A 5,539-nucleotide genomic window follows, 5' to 3' on the forward strand; every position below is an offset into this window, starting at 1 on the left:
GTCCTGCGGCTCGTAGTGGGTGGGCAGCGGGCCGTCCATCAGACCGGCCGGCGCGTAGAGCCATCCCTTTCCGTCCCCCTGCATGATGAACGGGTCGATGCCCGAGAGGGCGTCGGGTCCTGTGGCGTCCGGGGCGGGCCGGTGGGAGGGCGGGCGGTCGGCGATGAAGTCCGGCACGTCGTAGCCGCTCCAGGTGGAGCGCTCCGCGTCCCACCACACCAGGGCCTTGCTCGGGCTCCAGGGGGCGCCGTCGGGGTCGGCGGAGGCGCGGTTGTAGAGGATGCGCCGGTTGGAGGGCCAGGACCAGGCCCACTCGGCGGCGATCCAGTCCTGCTGGGTGTGGGGCTTCTTGCGTGCGGCCTGGTTGACGCCGTCCTTGTAGACGCCGCAGTAGATCCAGCAGCCGCAGGAGGTCGAGCCGTCGTCGCGCAGTTCCTGGTAGCGGGAGAGGGGACTGCCATCGGCGTGGCGGCCGTTGATCTCGGCGAGTACCGCGTCGGCGACGGGCTCCTCCAGCGGGCCGTCGACGGGGTAGTCCCAGGTCAGGTCGAGAACCGGCCGGTCGATCTCGTCGGTGGAGCCGCGCAGTTTCTCGCGGATGCGTCGGCCCAGGTGGTACATGAACCACAGGTCGCTGCGGGCTTCGCCGTCCGGCTCCTTGGCCGGGTAGTGCCACTGGAGCATCCGGTTGGTGTTGGTGAAGGAGCCGGCCTTCTCGGTGTGCGAGGCGGCGGGGAAGAAGAAGACCTCGGTGGCGTTCTCCTCCGTCTTCAGCTCGCCGGTCTCCGTCTCCGGGCCGTCCTTCCACCAGGTGGCCGACTCGATGAGGGAGAAGTCGCGCACCACCAGCCATTCGAGGTTGGCCATGCCCATCCGCTGCATCTTCGCGTTCGCGGAGCCGACCGCCGGGTTCTCGCCCATCAGGAAGTAGCCCTTGCACCGTCCCGCGAGCTGTTCGAGGACCGTGTCGTAGGTGCTGTGCGAGCCGGTCAGCCTGGGCAGGTGGTCGAAGCAGTAGTCGTTCTCGGCGGTCGCTGCCTCGCCCCAGTAGGCCTTGAGCAGGCTGACGACGTAGTTGCGCATGTCGCCCCAGTAGCCCTTGTCGGTGCGCATGGCCTCGACGAACGTGTCCAGGTCCTCCGCTTTGTGCGCGTGGGGCATCGGGATGTAGCCGGGCAGCAGGTTGAAGAGGGTGGGGATGTCGCTGGAGCCCTGGATGCTGGCGTGTCCGCGCAGTGCCTGGATGCCGCCGCCGGGCCGGCCGATGTTGCCGAGCAGGAGTTGGAGTACGCACGCGGCCCTGATGTACTGGGCGCCCACGGTGTGCTGTGTCCAGCCGACGGCGTAGGCGAACGCGGAGGTGCGGTCGCGTCCGGAGTTGGCCACCAGGGTGCGGCACACGCCCAGGAACGTCTCGGGCGGGATGCCGCAGGTCTCTTCGACCATCTCGGGTGTGTAGCGCGCGTAGTGGCGCTTGAGGATCTGGAAGACGCAGCGCGGGTGTTGCAGTGTACGGTCGTGTGTCCGGTTCCCGGAGATGGGGGCGCCGCCGGAGCCGTGCGACTCGGAGCCGCCGGCGGTGGCCACCGAGTGGCCACCGCTGGTGCGCTCCTCGTAGAGCGCGTCCCGCTCTCCGGAGGCGGCCTGCACCACGTCGCCCTCGTACTGCCAACTGGCGGTGTCGTAGTGCCCGGTCTCCTGGTTGAGGCCGGAGAAGACGCCGTCCAGGTCCTCGGTGTCGCTGAACTCCTCACCCACGAGGGTCGAGGCGTTGGTGTAGTCCAGCACGTACTCGCGGAAGTCCGCCTCATGGGACAGCACGTAGTTGATGATGCCGCCGAGGAAGGCGATGTCGGTGCCGGCCCGGATCGGCACGTGCAGGTCGGCCAGCGCACTCGTACGGGTGAAGCGCGGGTCGACGTGGATGATCGTGGCGCCGCGCGCCTTGGCCTCCATCACCCACTGGAAGCCGACCGGGTGCGCCTCGGCGAAGTTGGAGCCCTCGATGACGATGCAGTCGGCGTGCTGGAGGTCCTGGAGGAAGGTGGTGGCGCCGCCCCGTCCGAACGAGGTGCCGAGCCCGGCGACGGTGGAGCTGTGGCAGACCCGCGCCTGGTTCTCGATCTGCACCACGCCGAGAGACGTGAGCAGCTTCTTGATGAGGTAGTTCTCCTCGTTGTCCAGCGCCGCGCCGCCCAGCGCAGCAAGGCCCATGGTGCGGTTGACGCGGACGCCGTCGCGTTCGTCCTCCCAGCCTTGGCGGCGCGTGCGGATGACCCGGTCGGCCACCATGTCCATGGCCGTCTCCAGGTCGAGCCGCTCCCAGTCGGTGCCGTGGGGGCGCCGGTAGAGCACCTCGTGGCGGCGGGCGTCGCCCGTGGTCAGCTGGAGTGTGGCCGCGCCCTTGGGGCAGAGCCTGCCCCTGCTGACGGGTGAGTCGGGATCGCCTTCGATCTGGACGACCTGTTCGTCCTTGACGTACACGTCCTGGCCGCAGCCGACGGCGCAGTAGGGACAGATCGATTTGACCACACGGTCGGCCGAATGGGTGCGCGGTCGCAGGGAGCGGGTGTACGCGGAGGAGGCGGCCACGCCTCTGCCCGTCGGATCGTCACCGCCCATGGCCTGCCGGTACACGGGCCAGTCCTTGATCCAGGTGCGTACGCCCATCCCACGTCCTCCCAGCGGGTCGGCCTCATGCAGGGGCTCGGATATGCAGGTTCAGGCGGCCTTGCCGGAGCTGCCGCTGCCGGCCTGCGCTTCGAGTGCTTCGAGCAGTTGTCCGCGGGTCATCTTCGAGCGGCCCTTCACGCCCTCGTCGCCGGCGCGCCGGTACAGCTCGTCCTTGCTCAGCTCCCGGAGCGGGGGAGTGCGCCGGGAGTCCTTGTGCGCGCTGCCTTCCCGGCTCCGCGCGCTGCCCGCCCGGCTCCGCGCGGTGCTGTCCCGGCCTTGCGCGGTGCTGTCCCGGCTCTTCGAGGCGTTCCCCTGTCCCCTCGCGCGTCCCTTCGCGCTCTTCGAGGCGCTGTCCCGGCTCTTCGACGTGCCGTCCCGGCTCTTCGTCGTGCCGTCCCGGCTCTTCGACGTGCTCTCCCGGCCCTTCGGGGGACGTTTGCGGCGCTCGGAGGCCGGCTTCCGGCGCTCGGGGCTTGGTTTGCGGCCCTTGCCGCCCCCTTTCCCGGAGCGGGCCCGTTCGATGCTGCGGTTGAGGGCCTCGCTGAGGTCCACCACGTTGGTGGCCTCCGGAGGGCCCTCCTCGGGGGTGAGTTCCTTGCCCTCGGCCTTGGCCTCGACCAGCGCACGTACCCGGTCCTCGTAGCTGTCGCTGTAGTCCTCGGGACGGAAGGTCGTGCTCATGCTGTCGATGAGCTGCCGCGCCGTCTTCAGCTCCTTGCTGTCCGACCGCTGACGTCCGGGCAGGTCGGGCAGCTCCTCCTCCGGGTCGCGGACCTCGTCCGCCCAGTGCAGGGTGTGGAGTGCCAGCACGTCCTCCCCGGCGCGGAGGGCGACCAGGTACTCCTTGCTGTGCATCACGAAGGTGGCGATGCCCGTCTTCTCGGAGGATTCCAGCCCGGCGCGGAGGAGTTCGTACGGTTTGCGGTACTGCTCGTCGCTGGGTGAGAGGTAGTAGGAGCGCACGTAGTAGACCGGATCGACCTGGTCCGCTTCGACGAAGCCGCTCACGTCGATGACCTGGGACTTGCCCGGGGCGATCTCCTCCAGTTCCTCCCGCTCGACGGTGACGTACTCGCCGTCGGCGATCTCGTAGCCCTTGACGATGTCGTCGTAGTCGACGCTCTTTCCGGTGCGTTCGTTCACCCGTTTGTTGCGCACCCGGTCGTTGGTGCCGCGCTGCAACTGGTGGAAGTGGGTGGTGTGGTCCTCGGTGGCGGCGTACATCCGTACCGGGACCGTGACCAGCCCGAAGGTGATCACTCCGCTCCAGACCGGGCGTGCCATCGCTTCTCCTGCTCCTGAGTGGTCCCGGGCCGGGGGACCTCGGCCCGGGACGAGCGCGCTCCCACTGTCGCCCGGGGTGCACTCCACCGCATCCCGGGCCGTGCGTTCGTGTGCCCGGGTTTCACGCCCCCGGTGCCTCACACTCCTTACTTCGGCACGCGGCGCTCCGCCGGGCCGCGCCCCTGCGCCCCGCGTGCTTCGCACGGAATCGGCGCTACGGGAGTCGGGGGTCCTCCGGCGGGGAAAGCCGATTACTGAGAGCACACCATTCCCGCACGCTTCGCATCCGCCCGGCGACCCGGGTGCCCGGCACGGAGAGATCAGGAGGCGCTCCGGTATGACGACTGAAGAACTCTCCGACACCCAAGGTCTGCCCGCCGCTCCTTCCCTGCTGTCCACCGCACACGAGCGGATCGAGCCGCTGTTGCGCGAGGCCGTCGGCGCTCTGCAGCCCGAACTGCGCCGCGTCTGCGGCTACCACTTCGGCTGGAGCCAGCCGGACGGCAGTCCCACCTACGGCGTCACCCCCGAGCCCCCGCTGCGCGCGGCCCTGACCCTGTGCGCGGCGGGCGCGAGCGAGACGGGGCGGGACGGATCCGCTCTGGCCTCCACGGCCGCGGCACTGCCCGGGGCCGCGGCCGTGGAACTGGTGCACAACTGGGCGGCTCTGCACGACGACGTGATGGACGGTGAGGCACTCCGGCACGGGCGCTCCGCCGTGTGGGCCGTCTACGGCACCGGGTGGGCCGTCCTGGCAGGGGACGCGCTCTTGGGCGCGGCCACGCGGCGCGTGCTGCCCACAGGGACCGCGCCCGAGGCGGAGGGTGCCGTGCTGCGGCTGCTGACCCGCACCACCTCGCGGCTGGTCAGCGGCCGGTCGGCCGAACTCGCGCTGCGGCGCCGTGCGCCCGAGGGCGTCAGCGTCGAGGAGTACGCCGCGGTGGCCGGCGCGCGCCGCGGTTCGCTGCTGGAGTGCGCGCTGGCCGGCGGTGCGCTGCTGGCGGGGGCGGACGAGCGGGTGGTCGAGTCGCTGACCCGCGCGGGACACCACCTGGGTGTCGCGGCGCAGGTCGCCCGCGACATCGAGGATTTGTGGTCGGGGACGGCGCTGAGCGGACGGCCCGTCATGAGCGGGCTGCGGGAGGGGGGTCCGAGCCTGCCGCTGATCGCGGCGCTGCGCGCGGGCAACCCCGCGGCGCGGACGCTCGCCCAGTCGCTGGGCGGCGGTCCTGCCTGTCCGCCGCCCCCGGACGAGCTGGCCGCGCTCATCGACCACGCGGGCGGGCGCGCCGCCGCCGACGAGATATCGGCCTGGCAGCTGACGGAAGCGCTCACCCAACTGGACAAGGCCGCGCTGCCACCCGCCACGCACACCGCCCTCCGTGCGCTGTTCCATCACACGGTCGACCGGGGGTGAGGGCCGTTTCCGAGCGCTGCGTTACGTAGTCCGGGTGCTCCTTGTGGGCCGGGTGGCGGACAGGGGCGGTGTCGCTGCCGGGGGGCGAGGACGAGTCGTCGTCCAGTGCGTTTATCGCACTTGTATGACTGGCTCGCCTCGCAGGAGCATCCATGCGTACAACCG

Annotated in this window: 3 protein-coding genes; 1 reads left to right on the top strand and 2 read right to left on the bottom strand. The window is 70.7% G+C overall.

What is annotated here, in order from left to right:
- A partial coding sequence (gene fdh, locus AB8Z75_RS28875) for a formate dehydrogenase (protein WP_369207072.1) occupies positions 1-2,670 on the bottom strand: 2,670 nt, incomplete at its 3' end.
- Positions 2,671-2,721: 51 nt separating this feature from the next.
- A complete protein-coding gene (locus AB8Z75_RS28880; protein ID WP_369207074.1) occupies positions 2,722-3,957 on the bottom strand; it encodes a Ku protein in 1,236 nt (411 codons plus the stop codon).
- 337 nt (positions 3,958-4,294) lie between these two features.
- Between AB8Z75_RS28880 and AB8Z75_RS28885 the strand changes: the two genes are divergently transcribed.
- Positions 4,295-5,374, top strand: a complete 1,080-nt coding sequence (locus AB8Z75_RS28885; RefSeq protein ID WP_369207076.1) for a polyprenyl synthetase family protein — start codon at positions 4,295-4,297, stop codon at positions 5,372-5,374.
- Positions 5,375-5,539: the final 165 nt, after the last annotated feature.

It is taken from the genome of Streptomyces sp. PU-14G, assembly GCF_041028275.1.
In the GTDB taxonomy this organism is placed as follows: Bacteria; Actinomycetota; Actinomycetes; order Streptomycetales; family Streptomycetaceae; genus Streptomyces.